This is a genomic window from Curtobacterium guangdongense (genome assembly GCF_049341845.1).
GTDB lineage: Bacteria > Actinomycetota > Actinomycetes > Actinomycetales > Microbacteriaceae > Curtobacterium > Curtobacterium guangdongense.
On record NZ_JBMPIT010000004.1, the window covers coordinates 204,487 to 224,036 of the forward strand.

19 protein-coding genes are annotated in these 19,550 nt (G+C 71.5%); 12 read left to right on the plus strand and 7 right to left on the minus strand.

Going from position 1 to position 19,550, the window contains the following annotated elements; all coding sequences use genetic code 11:
* Nucleotides 1–43: 43 nt before the first annotated feature.
* Entirely contained in the window at nt 44–802 is a 759-nt protein-coding gene (locus ACO0E1_RS07520; RefSeq protein WP_422873604.1) for a hypothetical protein, read from the plus strand.
* A gap of 38 nt (nt 803–840) precedes the next feature.
* On the plus strand, nt 841–1,941 hold the full coding sequence (locus tag ACO0E1_RS07525; protein ID WP_422873605.1) for a hypothetical protein: 1,101 nt from the start codon (nt 841–843) through the stop codon (nt 1,939–1,941).
* Nucleotides 1,942–1,967: 26 nt separating this feature from the next.
* Here the strand turns inward: ACO0E1_RS07525 and ACO0E1_RS07530 are convergent, their stop codons facing one another.
* Nucleotides 1,968–2,480: a hypothetical protein gene (locus tag ACO0E1_RS07530; protein ID WP_422873606.1), complete on the minus strand. Its 513-nt coding sequence runs from the start codon at nt 2,478–2,480 to the stop codon at nt 1,968–1,970.
* A 124-nt stretch (nt 2,481–2,604) separates the two neighbouring features.
* Here ACO0E1_RS07530 and ACO0E1_RS07535 point away from each other — a divergent pair, with 124 nt between their 5' ends.
* Nucleotides 2,605–3,861, plus strand: a complete 1,257-nt coding sequence (locus tag ACO0E1_RS07535) for an Nramp family divalent metal transporter (RefSeq protein ID WP_422873607.1) — start codon at nt 2,605–2,607, stop codon at nt 3,859–3,861.
* 88 nt (nt 3,862–3,949) lie between these two features.
* Here ACO0E1_RS07535 and ACO0E1_RS07540 read toward each other — a convergent pair whose 3' ends face one another.
* Nucleotides 3,950–4,252: a DUF427 domain-containing protein gene (locus ACO0E1_RS07540; protein ID WP_422873608.1), complete on the minus strand. Its 303-nt coding sequence runs from the start codon at nt 4,250–4,252 to the stop codon at nt 3,950–3,952.
* A 46-nt stretch (nt 4,253–4,298) separates the two neighbouring features.
* Complete coding sequence (locus ACO0E1_RS07545; RefSeq protein WP_422873609.1) at nt 4,299–4,913, minus strand: hypothetical protein; 615 nt, start codon at nt 4,911–4,913, stop codon at nt 4,299–4,301.
* Nucleotides 4,914–5,008: 95 nt separating this feature from the next.
* On the opposite strand from ACO0E1_RS07545, the gene ACO0E1_RS07550 reads away from it, so the two are divergent.
* The 4 genes from ACO0E1_RS07550 to ACO0E1_RS07565 all read left to right on the plus strand — a co-directional run bounded on the left by ACO0E1_RS07550 (nt 5,009) and on the right by ACO0E1_RS07565 (nt 7,256).
* On the plus strand, nt 5,009–5,641 hold the full coding sequence (locus ACO0E1_RS07550; protein ID WP_422873610.1) for a GNAT family N-acetyltransferase: 633 nt from the start codon (nt 5,009–5,011) through the stop codon (nt 5,639–5,641).
* A gap of 47 nt (nt 5,642–5,688) precedes the next feature.
* Nucleotides 5,689–6,165 carry a hypothetical protein gene (locus tag ACO0E1_RS07555; protein ID WP_422873611.1) on the plus strand — a complete coding sequence of 159 codons (477 nt, stop codon included), beginning with the start codon at nt 5,689–5,691 and terminating at the stop codon, nt 6,163–6,165.
* Nucleotides 6,166–6,310: 145 nt separating this feature from the next.
* Nucleotides 6,311–6,880 (plus strand): DUF1684 domain-containing protein, encoded by a 570-nt coding sequence (locus ACO0E1_RS07560; RefSeq protein WP_422873785.1) that lies wholly within the window; start codon nt 6,311–6,313, stop codon nt 6,878–6,880.
* A gap of 10 nt (nt 6,881–6,890) precedes the next feature.
* A complete protein-coding gene (locus ACO0E1_RS07565) occupies nt 6,891–7,256 on the plus strand; it encodes a GntR family transcriptional regulator (protein WP_422873612.1) in 366 nt (121 codons plus the stop codon).
* A gap of 94 nt (nt 7,257–7,350) precedes the next feature.
* Here the strand turns inward: ACO0E1_RS07565 and ACO0E1_RS07570 are convergent, their stop codons facing one another.
* A complete protein-coding gene (locus ACO0E1_RS07570; protein WP_422873613.1) occupies nt 7,351–8,181 on the minus strand; it encodes an endo alpha-1,4 polygalactosaminidase in 831 nt (276 codons plus the stop codon).
* 325 nt (nt 8,182–8,506) lie between these two features.
* Here ACO0E1_RS07570 and ACO0E1_RS07575 point away from each other — a divergent pair, with 325 nt between their 5' ends.
* Nucleotides 8,507–10,114, plus strand: coding sequence for a DEAD/DEAH box helicase (locus ACO0E1_RS07575; RefSeq protein ID WP_422873614.1), 1,608 nt, complete (start codon nt 8,507–8,509; stop codon nt 10,112–10,114).
* A 121-nt stretch (nt 10,115–10,235) separates the two neighbouring features.
* Nucleotides 10,236–10,436, plus strand: a complete 201-nt coding sequence (locus ACO0E1_RS07580) for a CsbD family protein (protein ID WP_422873615.1) — start codon at nt 10,236–10,238, stop codon at nt 10,434–10,436.
* Nucleotides 10,437–10,518: 82 nt separating this feature from the next.
* Here the strand turns inward: ACO0E1_RS07580 and ACO0E1_RS07585 are convergent, their stop codons facing one another.
* A complete protein-coding gene (locus ACO0E1_RS07585) occupies nt 10,519–11,061 on the minus strand; it encodes an NUDIX hydrolase family protein (protein ID WP_402727306.1) in 543 nt (180 codons plus the stop codon).
* Between the two features lie 85 nt (nt 11,062–11,146).
* On the opposite strand from ACO0E1_RS07585, the gene ACO0E1_RS07590 reads away from it, so the two are divergent.
* Entirely contained in the window at nt 11,147–11,764 is a 618-nt protein-coding gene (locus tag ACO0E1_RS07590; RefSeq protein ID WP_422873616.1) for an alpha/beta hydrolase, read from the plus strand.
* A 189-nt stretch (nt 11,765–11,953) separates the two neighbouring features.
* On the opposite strand, the gene ACO0E1_RS07595 is transcribed toward ACO0E1_RS07590, so the two are convergent.
* On the minus strand, nt 11,954–12,622 hold the full coding sequence (locus ACO0E1_RS07595) for a PadR family transcriptional regulator (RefSeq protein ID WP_422873786.1): 669 nt from the start codon (nt 12,620–12,622) through the stop codon (nt 11,954–11,956).
* Nucleotides 12,623–12,791: 169 nt separating this feature from the next.
* Between ACO0E1_RS07595 and ACO0E1_RS07600 the strand changes: the two genes are divergently transcribed.
* Together ACO0E1_RS07600 and ACO0E1_RS07605 are read left to right on the plus strand one after the other, a co-directional pair.
* Nucleotides 12,792–17,468 carry an ATP-dependent helicase gene (locus ACO0E1_RS07600; protein ID WP_422873617.1) on the plus strand — a complete coding sequence of 1,559 codons (4,677 nt, stop codon included), beginning with the start codon at nt 12,792–12,794 and terminating at the stop codon, nt 17,466–17,468.
* Nucleotides 17,461–18,240 carry a DNA-formamidopyrimidine glycosylase family protein gene (locus tag ACO0E1_RS07605; protein WP_422873618.1) on the plus strand — a complete coding sequence of 260 codons (780 nt, stop codon included), beginning with the start codon at nt 17,461–17,463 and terminating at the stop codon, nt 18,238–18,240. The genes ACO0E1_RS07600 and ACO0E1_RS07605 overlap by 8 nt, the downstream gene beginning before the upstream one ends.
* Nucleotides 18,241–18,431: 191 nt before the next feature.
* Here ACO0E1_RS07605 and ACO0E1_RS07610 read toward each other — a convergent pair whose 3' ends face one another.
* Nucleotides 18,432–19,469, minus strand: a complete 1,038-nt coding sequence (locus tag ACO0E1_RS07610; RefSeq protein ID WP_422873619.1) for an aldo/keto reductase — start codon at nt 19,467–19,469, stop codon at nt 18,432–18,434.
* Between the last annotated feature and the right edge of the window lie 81 nt (nt 19,470–19,550).

Here is a 19,550-nt window from a genome sequence, read left to right on the forward strand (position 1 = left end):
GTACGGAGACGGTCGAGACGAGCAACGCGAGACTTCCGATGAGGTGGTCGACCTGCTCGAGCAGCTCCGCGACGTCGAGGCATCCGACGGGAACGGGGCGTGGATCTCCGTGACGCTCACGCTCCAGGACGGGACGTTGAGCGCGGACGTCAACTGGGACCGTCGGATCTACCAGAACCCCGCCGATCCCTTCGCGCCGGGCGACGAAGCGTGGATGCGTGTCCCGGACGACGAAGACTGGCGCTCCGAGTTCCGGGCGCACCCACGGTCAGCGGATGCCGTCCCCGAATGGGCGGTCGACCTCGTCCCGACCGCCGCAGACGACGAAGCCACGAAAGCCGCGGCCGAGCGACTCCGTGCCGCCCTCACCGCCGCGAAAGGGACGTTTCCCGAGTCACTCGCCGCGCTCAAGTCAGCGTGGGGCTGGCCGGACATCTGGGAAGGCGTCCAGGAGCACCTCGACGGCGCCCTCTCCGTCGCGCGCACATCGGTGTTGAGCCGGCTTTCCTCCGACCGAGCAACCGAGCGCGAATCCGCCATCACGTCCCTGGCGCAGGACACCTGGGACCGTGCGTACACGGAGTTCTTCGACGAGCGGGAGAACCAGTTCCTGTTGGACGTCTTCGAGTCCCTGCCACTCGTGCGTCCGCAGGCCGCATCGCTCGACACGACCCGCATCGATCCCAAGGCGACGTTCGCGCTGAAGGGGAACGAGGACGTGTTCCGGGTGTTCGATGTCGTGGACTCGGTTCTCGGCGAGATGATCGACGCCGAGCTCGACCAACGCCTCGCGCAGGTCTGAGTCGCGGAGCGAGCCGGGACGGAAGGCAGCGGGTTTCGGTGCTGCGCCATACTGTCGACGGCGCGCCGACGATCCGGCGCGTCTACTCGGCGTCGCCGGATCGTCTCCTCGAATCCGAGATCCGATCGTTCTCCGGCTCGACGGCGCCACCGGAGCTCATCCAGCGCGACGTCACCGCGTGGTGGAGAGGGATCCCGGTCTCGGTCGCGTTCGACGAGGACACGATCACGCTCCGCGGTTGGGCAGACGACGCGTGGCTCGATGCGAACAGCATCCTGCCGCTCGACGACCGAGACGGGTGGTTCGCGATCCGCGTCCCCGACCTCTCGGCAGTCTCCGGGCTGCGCGCGGTGGTTTCCACATCGTCATGGGCGGACGAGTCAGGTGAGTACGGACCCTTCGCGGTGACCGGCGAGCGCCTCGCCGACTTCGATCCGCACCCGTCGGAAGACCTCGACGAGGTCGCCTGGACACGTGCCGACGGCGGCGAGCACGTCGGCTCGGTGGAGTGGAGGCGAGCGCTGGGGTACTTCCAGGACGAGCCCGTCGACGTCCTCGCGTCGAACGGCGAGCAGCTCTGGGTGACCGTCCCGGAGACGAGTCCGCTTGCAGCACGCGGGAAACGCATCACCGACGCACCGTTCACGGACCTGTACCGCGGCCGCTCCGCGCTCTGGCTGCCGCGCGGCGACGTCGGATCGGTCGCACCGTACACGATGACCGTCGAACAGGAAGGACCGCTGCAGTGCACCCGCGGGTCCTACGCGCGGGTCAACGGACTGTGGCGTCCGATCGACTCGACGAACGCCACCGTCGCCGCTGACCACCGGCTACCCCGTTTCGTCCAGACCCTGTCGCCACTGCCGGAACACCCCGACGACGCGTTCGTGTTCGCGTTCCGAGCGCCGACCGCGGCCGATGACTTCACGGCGGAACGAACGGCACCGGGTACGGTTCGCTTCGAAGGCGCAGAGCTCGAGCTCGCGGAGCCGTACTCGGCGTGGAACGGCTCCGATCGGCTTCGCGTGTACGCGCAGGATTCACTCGATGCGGTGGCCGCCGATGGCTTCGATCGGGACACCTCGTCCGTCGACGACCGTCCGATCGCGACCGTCCGGAGCTTCGAGATCAGGTCCTGACCCGCACCGGGGATCGACCGAGGGCGTCAGTGCCAGAACACCGCGTCTCGGACACGTCCGACCGGGATGTCCTCTCCCACCGCTGCCGCTACCCGGACAGCGGCCGCTATCGCGTCGGCTCGACCGGACGCATCCGCTTTCCAGTTGTCCGGGTAGCCCGCCTCTCCCGGCACGTGCGGCGCTGGCGGCTCGAGGTCGTAGCCGGCCGCTTGTCCGAGGAACGGTGCGTCGCCGTCAGGTGCCTCGTCCCATTCGGTCACGGTGCCGTTCGGGTGAGCCACCGCGACCTTCTCGTACAGCATCAGGGTCTTGTAGCCGTTCGGGATCCGAGTCCGAGCCTCCTCGAGCACGAGATCACGGTCCACGTGGCAGAGGCTGACGTAGTCCTTCCCGCGCACCCAGTACTGTCGGTCCGTCGAGAGGTCCGTGACGGGTCGTCCGCCCTCCGGCCACCGCGAGTTCGACAGATGTCGCTCGCCGTCCACGCGTGACCGCTCGAACTGGCCCCACCAACGCTTGATGTTCCATTGCCCAGCCATCAGGCCCACGCTACCGGCCGCGATGACCCGCACCGAGCCTCCAGTCCGACGCCCACCCAGCCACCTGCGCAATGCACCGAATCCCTGAATTCGGCACGCCGAATTCTCTGGCATGCTGGTCCCCATGACCGACACCGCCACCCCGCGCCTCGCCCCCACCGGCGAGGCCCCACGGAAGCGCGCTGCCAGCCTGACGCTCCTCGGTCCCGCCTTCGTCGCCGCCATCGCGTACGTGGACCCCGGCAACGTCGCCGCGAACCTCACGGCAGGGGCGAAGTACGGCTACCTGCTGCTCTGGGTCCTCGTTGCGGCGAACGCGAGCGCCGTGGTGGTGCAGTACCTCTCGGCGAAGCTCGGGGTGGTCACGGGGAAGTCGCTGCCGGAGCTCCTCGGCATGCGGATGAAGCGCACCCCGCGGCTGCTGTTCTGGGCGCAAGCCGAGGTCGTGGCGGCAGCGACAGACGTCGCCGAGGTGATCGGCGGCGCGCTCGCCCTGCACCTGCTGTTCGGGCTACCGCTCGTCGCGGGCGGGGTGATCACGGGCGTGGTGTCGATGGCGATCCTCGTGCTGCAGAACCGTCGCGGCGCCCGCACGTTCGAGGTCGTCGTCACGGCGATGCTCGCGATCCTGACGATCGGGTTCTGCGCTGGGCTCCTGTTCGCGCAGCTCTCCCCCGGCGAGCTCGTGTCCGGGCTGGTGCCGCGGTTCGAGGGCTCCGAGTCGGTGATGCTCGCGGCCTCCATGCTCGGTGCGACGGTGATGCCGCACGCGGTGTACCTGCACTCGGCGCTGGCCAGGGACCGGCACGGGGACACTCCGGCTGGGCCAGAGCGGCGACGGGTGCTCGTGATGACGCGGTGGGACGTGGCGCTCGCGCTGGTCGTGGCCGGCGGGGTGAACGTCTGCATGCTCGTCCTGGCCGCCGCGACGCTGCCGGGCGTGCCGGGGACGGACTCGATCCCGGGGGCGCAGGCGGCGATCGCGACGCACGTGGGGCCCGTCGTGGGCGTGCTGTTCGCGGTGGGGCTGCTGGCGTCGGGGCTCGCGTCGACGTCGGTGGGCTGCATGGCCGGCGCCGAGATCATGCACGGACTGCTGCACGTGCGGGTGCCGCTGCTGCTGCGGCGGATCGTGACGCTGGTGCCGGCGATCGTGCTGCTCGCGCTGAACGCCGACGCGACGATGCTGCTCGTGGTGAGCCAGGTCGTGCTGAGCTTCGGGATCGCGTTCGCGATCATCCCGCTGGTGACCTACACGTCCAGGCGGAGCGTGATGGGTGCCGACGTCAACGCCGTGGGGACCCGGGTGGTGGCGTGGGCGATCGCGGCGGTGATCGTGGCGCTCAACGTCGCGCTGGTGGCGCTGACGCTGGCCGGCTGAGCCGTGCGCGGGGCTCGCTTTCGCGCTGAGCGACAGTCCACGCGTGCCAGCCGCCGTGAACTGTCGCTCAGCCCGCGAGGTCGCGGCGCTACTCGACGACCTCGACGCCCTTCCAGAACGCCACGTAGCCGCTGTAGTCCTTGCCGACGCGGTCGAACGACGAGGGGATCGGCGTCGGGTACGACCACGCGGCGTCCGGGAGGGTCTGGTCCCCGGCGTGCACCGTGTAGTACTGCGTGTCGCCCTTCCACGGGCAGTGGTACTGGGTGTCGCTCTCGGTGAAGAGCTCGGTGTTCACGCTCGACGGCGGGAAGTACCAGTTGCCCTCGATCTTGATGAGGTCGCCCTCGGATGCCTCTGCGATGACGGTGTCGCCGGCGACTGCCTTCATGGTGCGCTCCTTCGTTGGTGAGCGGTCTGCTCATCCGTCCGGAACGCTACGCGCGCGGCTTGTGTTCCCCCGGGCGGATCGTCACGAGCTCCGGTCCGGCGGCGAGCGCCGCGTGCACCCGGTCCGGCCCGATGCCACGAGCCGCTTCCGAGGCGCTGACGAGGTGCTTCACGGCCCGCCGCAGTCCCGTGTACGCAGCGCACGCGGCAGCGGCCTCAGGTGACGAGTGGTCGATCCCGACGGCGGACAGCGCGTCGATCACGGCGCCGGCGCCGAGCATGTCCTCGACGGCGAAGTCCGGCGCATCGGGCACGTCGACCGACTCCCCTGCGGCTTCGGCGGCGTCGCCGCCGGAGGGCGCGTGGTCCAGCCCGGCGGCGATCACCGCGACGACGCACCGGTCACCACGCTCGGCCTGGAGGCTCGTCACCCGTTCCGCGATCGCCGCCGCGTTGCCGAGGTGGCCGGCCACCACCTCCGGTCCGGCCGGCAGGAGTCGGCGCACCGCCCGGTGGTCGGCACGATCCGGTCCGACGGTGCCCGGACCGGCCGGGAGGACGTCCACCCAGACGATCAGGTGCGCTCCCACGGCGACGCGGTGGGCACCCGAGACGCCCCATCCGAAGCGGACCTGGTACTGCTGCTGGCCTCGTTCACGCACCCCGTCACGATAACGGCTGTGGAGCGCCTGTCCCTTTCCACAGGGCACCCGCGCGGAGCAGTTCACGAGGATGCCCGACGGTACGATCGAGTCCCATGGAGATCGCCCCCGCACCCACCCTGACCGGCGACCGCGTCACGCTCGAACCCATCGCGCACGAGCACGCGGACGACCTCCGGGCGGCGGTCGCCGACGGCGATCTGTGGCGTACGTGGTACTCCTCGATCCCGGCACCGGCGCAGGTCGACGACGAGATCGACCGGCGTCTCGCGGAACACGCTGCCGGCCGGATGGTGCCGTTCGCGGTGCGGGACCGGCCGACCGGCCGCGTCGTCGGATCGACCACGTTCATGAACGTCGACACGGCGAACCGTCGGGTCGAGATCGGGTCGACGTTCCTGGCGAAGTCGTCGCAGCGCACCGGGATCAACACCGAGTCGAAGCTCCTGATGCTGTCCCACGCGTTCGACGTGTGGCAGTGCATCGCGGTGGAGTTCCGGACGCACTGGCACAACATGCAGTCCCGCGCGGCGATCGCGGGCCTCGGCGCCAAGCAGGACGGTGTGCTCCGGAACCACCAGATCGGCCGCGACGGCACCCTCCGCGACACCGTGGTGTCCTCCATCACGTCGTCGGAGTGGCCGACGGTGCGACTCTCCCTGGCCGAGCGGCTCCGGCGCCACGACCGGGCAGAAGGCTCGCGTCGCCGTTCCGCCCGGCACGCCTGACGCCGGGGACTCCGGGCACCCAGAGCGTCCGGCGTAGCCTCGCCGACATGCACGTGGGTCTCCGCCTGGTCCTCGACGCCCCTGTCGACGTCGTCCGTGATGCCCTCATGGCGCCGGAGGTGATGGTCGGTGTCACCAAGCCGTTCCTGGTCTACCGCTCGCTCGACCCCGACGGGTTCCCGTCGCGGTGGACACCCGGGCAGCCGCACCCGATCGCGGCGAGCGCCTTCGGGCTGCTGCCGAGCGGGACGAGCCACGTGGACATCGACCGGTACGAGGTGGACGGCGTCCCCGTGCAGCGCGACAACGGCGGCGGGACGAGCGGCCTGTTCGCCCGCATGGACATGCGGCACCGGATGGCGGTGACGGAGCTCCCGGACGGGACGACCCTGTTCGTCGACCGACTCGACTACCGGATGCGCCCCTGGGCACTCGGTCTCGCACTGTGGCCGGGCATGTGGGTGATCTGGCAGTGGCGTGCGCTGCGGATGCGGCAGCAGGCCCCGACCTGGCCCCCCGCCTGACGCAACGGTCCGCACGGAATCGAGCCGAGCCTCCCGTCCGCCGCGGAGCGGGCGTAGCCTCGACCACGTGAGCCAGACGCGCCCCCAGGAGCCGACGACCGACGACCGCGTGCACAGCACGCTGGCGACCGTGGACTGGCGGCGCATGACGTTCGACCTGTACCGCCGCGTGCGCGCCACCCGCGATCCCGAGACGGCGCACGCGCTGTGGCGGGAGACCCGTGACGCGATGTTCGCGGAGCACCCGGCCAGCCCGCTGCTCGACGAGGACGCCCGCGACTTCGAGGAGCTCCCGGTCCCGCCGTACGACCCGGAGTGGCGCTTCCGGGCCCGTGTCGAGCCGGCCGAGCCGCAGGTGCTCGACGTCGAGACCGGCACGGACGGCATCGTGCACTTCGACCGCCTCGGCATCGTAACGCTGCCCGGCATCGGGACGCTCGACGTGTGGTCGCACGGCGGGTACGCGGGCGGGGTGTTCATCCCCGTGAAGGACGCCAGCGCCGGGAAGGCCCGCGGGACCTACGGCGGCGGACGCTACCTGCTCGACACGATCAAGGGCGCCGACCTCGGGGGTGACGACGGCGAACTCGTGCTCGACTTCAACTTCGCGTACAACCCCTCGTGCGCGTACGACCCGGCGTGGGCGTGCCCGCTCGCGCCTCCCGGCAACACCGTCGCGGTGGCGATCCCCGTCGGCGAGCAGTACGACTTCTAGGGTGGGCGCGATGTCTTCGACCGGGCTCGTGGCGATCGACGCCGGAGGGCGGATCCCGCCGTTCGAGCAGGTGCGGTCCCAGATCGCCGCCCAGATCACGGCCGGCTACCTCGTCGACGGGCAGCGGCTCCCGAGCGTCCGTGCGCTCGCGGACGAACTCGGGCTCGCGCCGGGGACGGTCGCGAAGGCCTACACGCTGCTCGAGGAGACCGGGCTCGTGCACACCGCACGGGGCGCCGGCACGCGGGTGATCCGACCGGCGGCCGTGCCGGAGGACGTCGTCACAGCGGCCCGTGCGCTCGCGGCTGCGGCGCGGGGTGCCGGGTTGTCGGCGGACCAGGCGACGGCGGCGCTCCGCGACGTCTGGCCCGCGTAGGCGCGGCGCCGCGCGGCGACCTTTCGTGCTCGGCGACAGTTCACGCGCCCGCACGGCCGTGACGTGTCGCTGAGCACGAAACCGGCACCAGCGCTCAGCAGCGCTCGAACACGTACGCCTTCGACGACACGGGCACCAGGTCCCGGTCGCGCAGGATCGTCATCGCCGGGCGGTCGTCGAGGTCGCACACCGAGGACCACGACCGGCCGATGTTGTCCGAGTACTCGATGTCGATGACCCGCGGACCGTAGGTCTTCGTGTACGCGGCACACTCCCGGTACTTCACGCACTCCTCCGCGACGACGAAGTCGAACCCGGTGTCACGCTTGCCGGAGGCCCCGAGCTGCGGGGTGTTCTTCTGCCCGGCGGCGAGTCCGTGCGCATGCGCGACGTCGACGAGCGCCGAGGCCAGGGCGAGGTTCCCCGACCGGGTCAGCGCACCGTGCGAGCGCGTCCACGAGTCGAGGTTGTCGAACTCGACGGCGTCGAACCCGCGGTCGCTGCACCGGGCGATCGACTTCGTCAGCACCGCCACGATCGAGTCGCGCGCGGCGGCCGTCCTCGTGTCGAGGAGCATCTCGTCCGGCCACCCCGGGTCGGACACCGGATCGCCGTCGTCGTCCCGCAACAGGGCGTCGGCGTGCGAGCGCTTCCACATCGACGCGTCCTCCGGCTGGGTCTGGAAGCCGTTGACGTAGCAGATGTCGTACTTGCCGGACGCGGGGTGCGCGGTGCTGTCGCGCTCGACGATCGTCACGTCGTCCGCCGGCCGGTAGGCGCCACCGAGCTGGTAGTCGGGGACACCCGAGGTCGGCAGGTTCGTGTAGTCGTGACCCCCGGACGCCGGAGACGAAGCAGTCGCGCAACCGGACACGAGCAGGGTCCCCACGACGACGGCACCGATGAGCAGGGTCCGTGACAGCATGCACGGATCATCCCACGAGCAGGTTTCGGGTCCACCCGCTATGATGGGCAGTACTCGAGGCGCCGATCGCCTCGTGCGTCGTACGGACGCCCCCGAAACCTCCCGGTCGAACTCGACCGATGCGTATCGCGCACCACCGCTCCCCCGGAACCCGTCCGGGTCGGAACACCGGTGCCAGGCTCTCTGCTGCGGCGACAGTGTCCACACCATCGCGCCCGCAGGCCCGCTCCCCCGGAGCGACCAGCGGACAGCGACAACGGACATGCTCCCGCCCGCGCGCTGATCCGAGCGCGCACCACGGCCGGCAACGGCCCGAAAGGTCACCATGACCAACCCCACTGCTGACGTCCGCTTCGCCGATCTCGGCGTCCCGACCCCGATGGTCGACGTCCTCGTCGCCCAGGGCAAGGAGACCGCCTTCCCGATCCAGGTGGACACCCTCCCCGACTCCCTCAACGGCAAGGACGTGCTCGGCCGTGGCCGCACCGGCTCCGGCAAGACGATCGCCTTCGCGATCCCGCTCGCCGCGCGCCTCGCCGCCAACCCGCGCAAGCGCCGCGCCGGGCGCCCCCGCGCGCTCGTCCTCGCCCCGACGCGTGAGCTCGCGACGCAGATCGACGCGACGCTCGCCCCGCTCGCCAAGGCGATGGGCCTGAACACCACGACGATCTTCGGCGGCGTCTCGCAGGGCCGTCAGGTCGACGCGCTGCGCGGTGGCGTCGACGTCGTCGTCGCCTGCCCCGGTCGCCTCGCCGACCTCATGCAGCAGGGCCACGTGCAGCTCGACGCGATTGAGGTCACCGTCCTCGACGAGGCCGACCACATGGCCGACATGGGTTTCCTGCCCGGCGTGACGAAGATCATGCAGGCGACGCCCGAGCAGGGACAGCGCCTGCTGTTCTCCGCCACGCTCGACAACGGCGTGGACAAGCTCGTCAAGAAGTTCCTCCACAACCCGGTGATGCACTCCGTCGACGACGAGTCCAGCCCCGTCGAGGCGATGACCCACCACGTGTTCGAGGTCGCCGACGCCGACGCGAAGAAGGACCTCGTCCGGACCCTCGCCTCCGGCACCGGTCGCCGCATCCTCTTCATGCGCACGAAGCACCACGCCAAGCGCCTGGCCAAGCAGCTCTCGTCGCAGGGCATCCCCGCGGTGGACCTGCAGGGCAACCTGTCGCAGGGCGCCCGTGAGCGGAACCTCGCGAAGTTCTCCGCCGGCGAGGCCCTCGTCCTCGTCGCCACCGACGTCGCCGCCCGTGGTGTGCACGTCGACAACGTCGAGCTCGTCGTGCACGTCGACCCGCCGACCGAGCACAAGGCGTACCTGCACCGCTCGGGCCGTACCGCCCGTGCCGGTTCGTCCGGTGACGTCGTCACGGTCGTCATGCCGGCCGAGCGTCGCGACGTCGCGCAGATGATGCGCAAGGCCGCGATCACCGCCAAGCCGCAGCAGGTCAGCGCGAACTCCGCGCCGGTCGCCGAGCTCGTCGGTGAGATCGCCCCGATCCGCCACGTGGCCGAGGCCCCGGTCCAGCAGCAGCAGCCCCGTCGCCAGCAGTCCGCCTCGTCCGAGTCCGCCGGTCAGGGTCGCGGTCGCGGCCGTGGTCGCGGCGGTCGGACGGGAGGCTCGGCTCCGGCCGCGCAGTCCGGCTCGGCTGCCAGCGGATCCGGTGCAGGACGTCGTGGCGGCCGTTCCGCGGACGCCGCGTCCGCCGGTCGCGGCGGTCGCTCCGCCGACACCGCGTCGGCCGGTGGGCAGCGTCGCAGCGGCGGGAGCCGTCGTGCGTCGAGCGACACCGTCCGCGGTGGCTCGGCTCCGGTCTGGTCGTCGGACGGTGGCTACGCCGCCGGTCGCTCCGGTTCCGAGCCCGGTGGCAACCGTCGTGGCGGTTCGCGTCGGGCATCGCGTCCGGCCGGCTCCGCGCGCTGACGCCAGGGGACAACCTCAACGCTCCCTGCGAGCGGATGTCCCGTCAGGTGTAGCTTCTGGGTCACCGGAGGGCGCGAGAGTGCCACCCGGATGACCTGTCCACCGACGGAAGGAGCCGCCTATGGCTGGCATCGATGACATCAAGAACGCTGCCGAGAAGGCAGCCGGCAAGGCCAAGGAAGCCGTCGGGAACCTGACGGACAACGACCGCCTCAAGGCCGAAGGCCAGACCGACCAGGCGAAGGCCTCGGCGAAGCAGGGTGCGACGGACGTAAAGGACGCCGCGCACGGCGTTGCCGACAGCTTCAAGGACAACAAGTAAGACCAAGTCGGTCGCACAGACCGCACTGCGAAGCCCCCGGATCCCATGCGGATCGCGGGGGCTTCGTCGTGTTCGGAGGTCGTTACAGCAGCGCGCCGACGGAGGCGAGACCCGCACGCATGAGTGCGCCGCGGCCGCCTTCCATCTCGTCGGAGACCGCGGCCGACGCGGCTTCCATCGGGCTCATCCACGTCAGCTCGAGGGCGTCCTGACGCGGCTCGCACGTGCCGGTGACGGGGACGACGTACGCCAGGGAGATCGCGTGCTGTCGCTCGTCGGTGTACACCGAGGCGCCGGGCAGCGGGAAGTACTCCGCGACGGTGAACGGCGCCGGGTTCGACGGCAGCTGCGGGAACGCCATCGGCCCGAGGTCCTTCTCGAGGTGCCGGAACAGCGCGGTGCGGATCGACTCGCCGAACATCACACGTCCGGACACGAGCGTGCGGGCGATCGAACCGCTCGGGGCGACGCGGAGCAGCACACCGACCTCGGTCACGACACCGAGGCCGTCGGTGCGGACGGGGATCGCCTCGACGTAGCAGATCGGCAGGCGACGGCGGACCATCGCGAGCTCCTCGTCGGACAGCCAGCCGGAGTCGGGGTCGGGGGTGCGCAACGAGGCCATGCACCGTGTCTACCAGGGACCGGGGCGAAGGACGTGCAAGACCACGGGGTTGGGGATGGTTGATGCGTCAACTATTCTCGGCAGCATGATCGACCAGAGCGCCGTCCAGTGGACCCGTCCGGCAGGCGAACGCGCCGGCACACCCCTGCTCGTCCTGCTGCACGGGGTGGGGTCGAACGAGCAGGATCTCCTCGGCCTCGCGCCCGCGCTGCCGCCGACGTGGACGATCGCGTCGCTGCGGGCACCGATGGCTTGGGGGCCCGGGTACAGCTGGTACCCGCTCGGGACGCCGGGGTCGCCCGCGCTCGAGCCCGTCGATGCCGCGGTGGACGGCGTCCTCGACTGGATCGACGCCGTCGCCGCCGACCACCCGCGGATCGGGCTGCTCGGGTTCTCGCAGGGCGGGTCGATGGCGCTGCAGCTCCTGCGCGCACGGTCGGCGGGCTTCGCGTTCGCCGTGTCGTTGTCCGGGTTCGTGGTGCCCGGCGTCGCGGACTCCCGTGACGAGGCCGTCGCCGCGGTGCGCCCGCGGGTCTTCCTCGGGCACGGCGACCTCGACCCGGTCATCCCTGGCGAGGCCACCGCGCGGACGGCCGCCTGGGCAGCGGCGCACACCGACGTGACCGATCGCACCTACGAGGGACTGCCGCACGCGGTGTCGGCGGCGGAACTGGCGGACGTGGCCGCCTTCATCGCTTCCTGACCCACGCCCCTGCCGCGCGCCCGACGCGCCCGAACGCGCCCGCCCTGCGATCGAGGGAACAGAAAACGTCGGGTACGCGCTGGCGACCCGACGTTTTCTGCTCCCTCGATGCTGTGGGAGGGACCACGGACGGACGGGAGGCCCGGTGCCAGCTGGCACCGGGCCTCCCGTCCGCGTGGTGTTGTGTCGCTAGTCGGCGAGGATCTGCAGGAGGTCCTTGCGGAGTTGGTCGACCTTGGCGGCTGCCGCCTTGGTCTGCTCCTCCGTCGCGCTGGTGCGGTACATGTGGAGCACGCCCATCGTCTTGCGGAGCGACTCGAAGAACTCGCGCTGTGCGTCCGGGACACCGGGCGTGGAGTCCCACGCCGCGGCGATCTCGTCGGCCTTCGCCTCTGCCTCGGCTTTGCCGGCGTCGGTGAGCTCGAAGAGCGTCTTGCGGCCGTCACCCGTCGAGACGACGAGGTCTTCATCGACGAGCTGCTGGAGCGTCGGGTAGACCGAGCCGGGGCTCGGCTTCCAGGCGCCGCCGGTGCGCTCGGCGATCGTCTTGATGATCGCGTAGCCGTTCTGCGGGCCCTCGGCCAGCAGGCCGAGGATCGCGAGGCGGACGTCGCCGCGGCGACGACGCTCACGGCCGAAGCCGGGGCCGCCGAAGCCCATCCCGGGACCCATGCCGGGGCCGAAGCCCATGCCGGGACCGAAACCGCCACGGCCGAAGCCGCCGCGTCCACCGTGGTCACCGCGGTCGCGGCCGGGGAAGCCGGCGCCGTGGTGCTGCCGCGCGCCGCCGAAGCGGGGGCCGCGCGGACCGAAGCCGCGCTGCTGGCGGCCGTTGTCGTTGTTCTCGTAGTCATCCATGGTGCGCATGAGTGACTCCTTCCTGGTTCGTGTTCGAAGTCGTCTCGCGCTTCCGAACTGTTCCGTTCGTATCGCGATGTGTTAACGATAGATCGGTAACTATCGCTTTGTCAAGGACGTCTTCTCATTGGGTCGGTTGTCGGGGGTCGCGGGCAGGATGGGACGGACCATGACGGACGTGCTCGAGCGCTTCTCCCCCGCGACCGCGGAGTGGTTCCGTGGCGCGTTCTCCGCTCCGACCGCGGCGCAGTCCGGCGCGTGGGACGCGATCTCGACCGGACGGCACGCGCTCGTGGTGGCGCCGACCGGGTCCGGCAAGACGCTGGCGTCCTTCCTGTGGTCGATCGACCGACTGATCAGCTCGACGGAGCACCCGCCGGCCAAGCAGCGCACGCGGGTGCTCTACGTCTCCCCGTTGAAGGCCCTGGGTGTCGACGTCGAGCGGAACCTCCGCAGTCCCCTGGTCGGCATCACGCAGACGGCTCGTCGGCTCGGGCTCGAACCACCGGACGTCACGGTGGGCGTGCGGAGCGGGGACACCCCGTCGTCCGATCGGCAGAAGCTCCTGCGGCAGCCGCCGGACATCCTCATCACGACGCCGGAGTCGCTGTACCTGATGCTGACGTCGCAGGCGCGCGAGACCCTGGTGAACGTCGACACCGTCATCGTCGACGAGGTCCACGCCGTCGCCTCCAGCAAGCGCGGGGCGCACCTCGCGGTGTCCCTCGAGCGACTCGACGACCTGCTCGACAAGCCGGTGCAGCGGATCGGTCTGTCGGCGACGGTGCGCCCGGCGGAAGAGGTCGCGCGGTTCCTCGGCGGACGGGCTCCGGTGGAGATCATCGCGCCGCCCGCGCAGAAGACGTTCGACCTGCGGGTGGTCGTGCCCGTCGACGACATGTCCGAGCTCGGGGCGCCGCCGGTCGGGGCCGACGCGTCGGACGCCCCGACGAACGGGTCGATCTGGCCGCACGTCGAAGAACGCGTGGTCGACCTGATCGAGGAACACCGGTCGACGATCGTGTTCGCGAACTCCCGGCGGCTCGCCGAGCGGTTGACCGCGCGGCTCAACGAGATCCACGAGGAACGGGTGGTGGCGGCCTCCGGTGACGCTGCCCTCGTTGCTGCGGGCGTTCCTGGTGCGCAATCACCGGCACGGGCGTCCGCCCACGCACCTGCGCCGACCCGTCCTCCGGCGGAGGTGATCGGGGCGTCGGGCCAGACCGCCGGCTCCGATGCGTCGATCCCCGCGCTCGCCCGCGCGCACCACGGCTCCGTGTCGAAGGACCAGCGCGCCATCATCGAGGACGACCTGAAGTCCGGACGGCTCCGGTGCGTGGTCGCCACCAGCTCGCTCGAACTCGGCATCGACATGGGCGAGGTCGACCTCGTCGTCCAGGTCGAGGCACCGCCGTCGGTCGCCAGCGGGCTGCAGCGCGTCGGTCGAGCCGGGCACCAGGTGGGCGAGATCTCTCGAGGGGTGCTGTTCCCGAAGCACCGGGCGGACCTCGTGCACAGCGCGGTCACCGTCGAGCGCATGGTGTCGGGGCAGATCGAGTCGATCTCCGTGCCCGCGAACCCGCTCGACGTCCTCGCGCAGCACACCGTCGCCGCCGGGTCGGTCGACACCCTCGACGTCGAGCACTGGTTCGAGCTCGTCCGCCGAAGCGCGCCGTTCAGCGGGCTGCCGCGCTCGGCGTTCGAGGCCACCCTCGATCTCATCACCGGGCGCTACCCGAGCGACGAGTTCGCCGAGCTCCGCCCGCGCCTGGTCTGGGACCGGGTGCACGGCACGCTGACCGGTCGGCCCGGCGCCCAGCGACTCGCGGTGACGAGCGGCGGCACCATCCCGGACCGCGGCATGTTCGGCGTCTTCATGGTCGGGGAGCGGGCGTCCCGCGTCGGCGAGCTCGACGAGGAGATGGTCTACGAGTCCCGCGTCGGGGACGTCTTCGCGCTCGGGGCCACGAGCTGGCGGATCGAGGAGATCACCCACGACCGGGTGATCGTCAGCCCGGCGTTCGGGCAGCCGGGGCGGGTCCCGTTCTGGAAGGGCGACGGCATCGGCCGACCAGCCGAGCTCGGACGGGCGACCGGCGCCTTCATCCGAGAGGTCGAGGGCGCCTCCGACGCCGACGCCCGCGCCCGCGTCGCCGCCGGTGGGCTCGACGAGCGCGCGATCACGAACCTGTTGACGTTCCTCCGCGAACAGCGCGAGACCACCGGGCACGTCCCGAACGACACGACGCTCGTCGTCGAGCGGTTCCGCGACGAACTCGGCGACTGGCGGCTCATCCTGCACTCCCCGTACGGCATGCAGGTGCACGCGCCGTGGGCCCTCGCGGTGGCTGCGCGGCTCCGGGAACGCCACGGCATCGACGGCGACGCGATGGCGGCGGACGACGGCATCGTCGTGCGGATCCCCGAGACCGACGCCGAGCCGCCAGGAGCCGACCTGTTCGTCTTCGAGCGCGACGACCTCGAAGCGCTCGTCACCGACGAGGTCGGCGGGTCCGCGCTGTTCGCCGCACGCTTCCGCGAGTGCGCCGCGCGTGCACTCCTGCTCCCCCGGCGCAATCCGGGGCAACGTTCTCCGTTGTGGCAGCAGCGGCAGCGGGCGTCGCAGCTGCTCGAGGTCGCCCAGAAGTACCCGACGTTCCCGATCGTCCTCGAGACCGTGCGCGAGGTGCTGCAGGACGTCTACGACGTGCCGTCCCTGCTCGGCATCGCGGACGAGATCGCCCGGCGGAAGATCCGCCTGGTCGAGAGCGAGACCGAGCAGCCATCGCCGTTCGCCCGTTCGCTGCTGTTCGGGTACGTCGCTGCCTTCATGTACGAGGGCGACACCCCGCTCGCCGAGCGTCGCGCGGCGGCCCTGTCGCTCGACTCGACACTGCTCGGGGAGCTGCTCGGGCGGGCCGAGCTCCGCGAGCTCCTCGACCCGGCCGTGATCGCCTCCACCGAGCAGGACCTGCAGCGGCTCTCACCGGACCGTCGGGCACGCGACGCCGAGGGGCTCGTCGACGTCCTCCGCCTCGTGGGCGCACTCGACCTCGACGAGGCCGTCGACCGGAGCTGGGTGGCTTCCTCGGACGACCGCGACGCGGCTCGGGCGACCGTGCGGACGACGCTCGAATCGCTCGAGCGCGACCGCCGCGTGCTGTCGTTCTCGCACGCAGGGTCCACGCGCTGGGCCGTCATCGAGGACGCCGCCCGGCTCCGCGACGCCCTCGGCGTTCCGCTGCCCATCGGTGTCCCCACCGCGTTCATCGAGCCCGTGGCCGATCCCCTCGGTGACCTCGTCGGCCGGTACGCCCGGTCGCACGGCCCCTTCGCCGCGCAGGACGCCGCCACGCGGCTCGGGCTCGGCGTCGCCGTCGTGCAGGACACCCTGCGTCGGCTCGTCGCGGACCGGCGCCTGGTCGAGGGCGAGTTCCGCCCGGACCGTCAGGGCGCCGAGTGGTGCGACGCCGAGGTCCTGCGGCGCATCCGCACGCGGTCGCTCGCGGCGCTCCGGCACGAGGTCGAACCGGTCTCCCCGGACACCCTCGGCCGGTTCCTGCCCGCGTGGCAGCACGTCCAGACACCGGGTGTCCGCGGGGGCCTGCGCGGGATCGACGGGGTCCTGCAGGTCGTCGACCAGCTCGCCGGCGTCGCCCTGCCCGCGAGCGCCTGGGAGTCCCTGGTGCTCCCCGCACGCGTGTCCGACTACGCCCCGAGCATGCTCGACGAGCTCACCGCCACGGGAGAGGTCCTGTGGTCCGGTGGCGGAACCCTGCCCGGGAACGACGGCTGGGTCCGCCTCCACCTCGCCGACACGGCACCGACCACCCTCGCCGAGCCGGCGGGCGACGAGACGACCGAACTGCAGCGCGACGTGCTCGGCGCCCTCGCCGGCGGTGGCGCGTACTTCTTCCGGCAGCTCGGGCAGGCCGTCGGCAGCACCGACGACCAGGCGCTCACGACCGCACTGTGGGACCTCGTGTGGGCCGGGCAGATCACGAACGACACGTTCGCCCCGCTCCGCGCGATGCTCGGCGGCAAGGCCCGGTCGAGTGCTGCACCGCGGACCCGGGCGTACCGCGGGCGTCGGCGTCCGACGATGCCGTCGCAGTCCGGGCCGCCGAGTGTCGGCGGGCGCTGGTCGCTGCTGCCCCTGGCCGAGGCGGACGCGACCGTTCGGGCAGCGGCGACCGCCGAGCAGCTGCTCGAACGGTACGGCGTCGTGACCCGCGGTGCTGTGCAGGTCGAGGGCGTCCGCGGCGGGTTCGCCGGCGTGTACCGGGTGCTCTCGCGCTTCGAGGAGTCGGGGCGAGCACGGCGCGGGTACTTCATCGAGGGGCTCGGGGCAGCGCAGTTCGCCACGAGCCCGACCGTCGACCGGCTCCGCACGTTCGCCAGGGACCTCGACGACGACGAACGCGCGAACCCGGACCGCGCACGGACGGCCCTGGTGCTGGCAGCCACCGACCCTGCGAACCCGTACGGTGCGGCGCTGCCGTGGCCGACCGACGCCGATCCCGACGACGGATCCGGCGCGACGACGGCCGAACCGAAGTCCCGCGGGCACCGCCCCGGTCGCAAGGCGGGTGCGCTCGTCGTGCTCATCGACGGGGAACTCGCGGTCTACGTCGAGCGCGGCGGCAAGTCCGTGCTGACCTTCACCGAGGACCCGGCCGACCTCGCCGCAGCGGCCACGTCCGTCGCGGGCGCGGTGCGGAGCGGCCTCGGCAAGCTCTCCGTGGAGCGGGTCGACGGCGTCTTCGTGCTCGAGTCCCCGCTCGGCGAGGCGCTCCGCGCCGCGGGCTTCACGGCGACGCCGCAGGGGGTCCGGCTCCGTGCCTGAGGGTGACACCGTCTTCCGCGCAGCAGGACGCCTGCATGCCGCACTCGCGGGCAAGGTCCTGACGCGCAGCGACTTCCGGGTGCCCGCCTTCGCCACGCTCGACCTCGTCGGGCGCACCGTGGAGGAGGTGGTCCCGCGCGGGAAGCACATCCTGCACCGCATCGGCGACCTGACGGTGCACTCGCACCTCAAGATGGAGGGCCGCTGGGACGTCTACGCCCCCGGTGATCGCTGGCGTCGACCGGCGCACCAGGCGCGGGCGATCCTCGACGCGGCGGACGTGTCGACGGTCGGCTTCGCGCTCGGTGTCCTCGAGGTCGTCCCGCGCGACCAGGAGTCCGAGATCGTCGGGTACCTCGGCCCGGACCTCCTCGGCCCCGATTGGGACGCCGGACTCGCCGAGGCGAACCTCACCGCCGATCCCGCACGTCCGGTCGGCCTCGCGCTGCTCGACCAGCGCGTGCTCGCGGGGCTCGGCAACGTCTACCGGAACGAGCTCTGCTTCCTCCGCGGGGTCCTGCCGACGCGCCCCGTCGGCGAGGTGCACGACACGGCGCGGATGATCGACCTGGCCCGCCGGCTCATCGTGATGAACCGCGATCGCAGCGCCCGGGTGACGACGGGCGTCGATCGGCCGGGGTCGCGGTTCTGGGTGTACAACCGCCGCGGCAAGCCCTGTCTGCGGTGCCGGACGCCGATCCGCGCCGGGGAGCTCGGCGATTCCGAGCTCACCCTGCGCGACACGTACTGGTGCCCGCGCTGCCAGACCTGAGCGGGGCGCGGCGGGCCGACTCGGAACGACAGGCGCGTTGTCGTACGACAGCGACCTTGTCGCTCGTTGCGGACGCAACGATACGGATGGCCCGCACCGGGACCTGGTCGCGCCCGGCGCCGGACGGGAGGCTCGGTGCCGGAAGCGAGCCGAGCCTCCCGTCCGGCAGACGCGAGCCGGGCGGACGCGAGTCAGGCGGACGCGGAGCGGTCTCCGAGCGAGCGGCGGCGGAGGGTCGGCTGCAGGAGGGCCGGCGGGTTGTACTGCTGGTCGAGGCGCCCGACGTCGGTGCCCGGCGGGACGATCGCGTCGATGCGGTCGAGGACCTCGTCCGAGAGCGCCACGTCGGCACCGGCGAGCAGGTCGTCGAGCTGCTCCATCGACCGCGGTCCGATGAGCGCGCTCGTCACGCCCGGGTGCGCGATCGCGAACGCCATCGCCAGGTGGGTCATCGGGATGCCGGTGTCCTCGGACAGGGCGACGACCTGTTCGACGGCGTCGATGCGTCGTTCGTCCTGGTTGTGCCGGAACATCCCCACGCGGGCGAGGTCGCTCTCCTGGCCCTTCCGGAAGCGGCCGGTGAGCATGCCTCCGGCGAGCGGACTCCAGACCAGGGTGCCCATGCCGTAGCGCTCGGCGGTGGGGAGGACCTCGCGCTCGATGCCTCGGTTGAGGATCGAGTACGTGGGCTGCTCGGTCCGGAAGCGCTCGAGGCCGCGACGCTCGGACGTCCACTGCGCCTCGACCTGCATGGACGCGGGGAAGTCGGAACTGCCGATCGCGCGGACCTTGCCGCTGCGGATCAGGTCGGTCAGGGCGGACAGCGTCTCCTCGATGTCCACTGTGTCGTCCGGGCGGTGTGCCTGGTAGAGGTCGATGTGGTCGGTCTGCAGACGGCGCAGCGAGTCCTCGACGGCGCGCATGATCCACCGGCGGGAGTTGCCGCGGCGGTTCGGGTCCTCGCCCATCGGACCGTGGAACTTCGTGGCGAGGACGACGTCGTCGCGGCGGCCCTTGAGCGCCTTGCCGACGAGTTCCTCGGAGCCGCCCTGCGAGTAGCGGTCGGCCGTGTCGATGATGTTGATCCCGGCGTCGAGCGCACGGTGGACGATGCGGATGGAGTCCTGCTCGTCGCCGTTGCCGATCCGGCCGTCGGTGCCGAGCATCATCGCGCCGAGCGCGAAGGGGCTGACCTGGATCCCGGTCTTGCCGAGGGTGCGGTACTGCATGGTTCCTCCTGTCGATGGCGTCCCGTGCGTCGGTGCCGTATCGTGGACCGAACTGGAACGCTCTTCCGGAACTATACGGAA

Excerpts from the sequence above, each read along its gene's own strand:
- ACO0E1_RS07535 (WP_422873607.1), top strand. The coding sequence starts at position 2,605 with ATGACCGACACCGCCACCCCGCGCCTCGCCCCCACCGGCGAGGCCCCA.
- ACO0E1_RS07565 (WP_422873612.1), top strand. The coding sequence starts at position 6,891 with ATGTCTTCGACCGGGCTCGTGGCGATCGACGCCGGAGGGCGGATCCCG.
- ACO0E1_RS07590 (WP_422873616.1), top strand. The coding sequence starts at position 11,147 with ATGATCGACCAGAGCGCCGTCCAGTGGACCCGTCCGGCAGGCGAACGC.
- ACO0E1_RS07600 (WP_422873617.1), top strand. The coding sequence starts at position 12,792 with ATGACGGACGTGCTCGAGCGCTTCTCCCCCGCGACCGCGGAGTGGTTC.
- ACO0E1_RS07550 (WP_422873610.1), top strand. The coding sequence starts at position 5,009 with ATGGAGATCGCCCCCGCACCCACCCTGACCGGCGACCGCGTCACGCTC.
- ACO0E1_RS07560 (WP_422873785.1), top strand. The coding sequence starts at position 6,311 with ATGACGTTCGACCTGTACCGCCGCGTGCGCGCCACCCGCGATCCCGAG.
- ACO0E1_RS07540 (WP_422873608.1), bottom strand. The coding sequence starts at position 4,252 with ATGAAGGCAGTCGCCGGCGACACCGTCATCGCAGAGGCATCCGAGGGC.
- ACO0E1_RS07610 (WP_422873619.1), bottom strand. The coding sequence starts at position 19,469 with ATGCAGTACCGCACCCTCGGCAAGACCGGGATCCAGGTCAGCCCCTTC.
- ACO0E1_RS07595 (WP_422873786.1), bottom strand. The coding sequence starts at position 12,622 with ATGGATGACTACGAGAACAACGACAACGGCCGCCAGCAGCGCGGCTTC.
- ACO0E1_RS07555 (WP_422873611.1), top strand. The coding sequence starts at position 5,689 with ATGCACGTGGGTCTCCGCCTGGTCCTCGACGCCCCTGTCGACGTCGTC.
- ACO0E1_RS07580 (WP_422873615.1), top strand. The coding sequence starts at position 10,236 with ATGGCTGGCATCGATGACATCAAGAACGCTGCCGAGAAGGCAGCCGGC.
- ACO0E1_RS07530 (WP_422873606.1), bottom strand. The coding sequence starts at position 2,480 with ATGGCTGGGCAATGGAACATCAAGCGTTGGTGGGGCCAGTTCGAGCGG.
- ACO0E1_RS07570 (WP_422873613.1), bottom strand. The coding sequence starts at position 8,181 with ATGCTGTCACGGACCCTGCTCATCGGTGCCGTCGTCGTGGGGACCCTG.
- ACO0E1_RS07585 (WP_402727306.1), bottom strand. The coding sequence starts at position 11,061 with ATGGCCTCGTTGCGCACCCCCGACCCCGACTCCGGCTGGCTGTCCGAC.
- ACO0E1_RS07575 (WP_422873614.1), top strand. The coding sequence starts at position 8,507 with ATGACCAACCCCACTGCTGACGTCCGCTTCGCCGATCTCGGCGTCCCG.